The sequence below is a fragment of the Peptoniphilus hominis (ex Hitch et al. 2025) genome (assembly GCF_040096015.1).
GTDB lineage: Bacteria > Bacillota > Clostridia > Tissierellales > Peptoniphilaceae > Peptoniphilus_A > Peptoniphilus_A hominis.
Map to the genome: position 1 here is coordinate 1 of NZ_JBBMFO010000074.1, position 1,005 is coordinate 1,005.

1 protein-coding gene is annotated in these 1,005 nt (G+C 35.2%); it reads right to left on the reverse strand.

Going from position 1 to position 1,005, the window contains the following annotated elements:
* The coding region (locus tag WMO19_RS09810; protein ID WP_349171682.1) for a copper amine oxidase N-terminal domain-containing protein at positions 1 to 1,005 on the reverse strand (1,005 nt) is incomplete at both ends.

The window sequence follows — 1,005 nt, forward strand, 5'->3', positions numbered from 1 at the left end:
ATTTGATTTGTATCTACTGGAATTTTAACTACATTTTCTTTATCAATTAGGATTACTGTTCTGTTTTCATTATCCCATTGAACATTAAATCCTAAGGCTTCTGCTACGAATCTAATTGGTAGCATAGTTCTGTCGCCTTCAATAAATGGTGCAATGTCCATCATTGTTATTTCTTCTATACCATCTATTGATTTTCTCAATTCTTTAGAACCAATTACTAACCTTACTTCAAGTCTAGATACTTTCTTTGTTACATTTGTATTTACGCTTGTATTAGAAGATGAACTTGAATAGCTTGGTATAAATGGAGTGTACCACCAATTATTGTGATCATAATCCCTATTATCGTTCCTTCCATAAGAATGACCAATGACATCAATAACAATGTCTTTTTGTTCTCCTGTCTTTGTATCAACAACAGTTACAACAATTGGACCATCCACATTGTTGCCTGGGTTAACTATAATTTCACCAGTATTTGGATTAATTACAGCTGGAATATTCTTTCCATCTTCATCCCTACCAATAACATCCTTATTGTCAGTTTCTTTAACAATTACGCCAGTGCCTTGATCTTGATCAATTGGATAAACAGGTTTTTTGTTAGTATCATCAATCTTGTCACCAAGACTAGGATTTGGTGTAGGTGTAGGTGGAGTCGGAGGATTAGTTCCTGTTCTTTCAAATGTTGCATTTACTGTTAGGTTTCCATTTATTGGTGTGTTTGCATCTAATACTGGATTCCATCCTGTAGCCTTAAATCCTGTTTTTGCTGTTACTTCTGGTGCTTTACTTGCTAGGTCAGCTAATGTTTTTCCTGAATCCTTTAATACATAGAATGTATTTTCAGCTGCTATTGTTCCCTTTGCTGGGTCTGCTGCAAATGTTACTGTCCAGTTTTTATTTTCATCTGGATTTGGATTTACACTTGGATCTACTGGTCCTACTACTGGTGGATCTTGTGGTGTTGGTGTACCTGTTGCCTTGAAGTTTGCTATTACTACT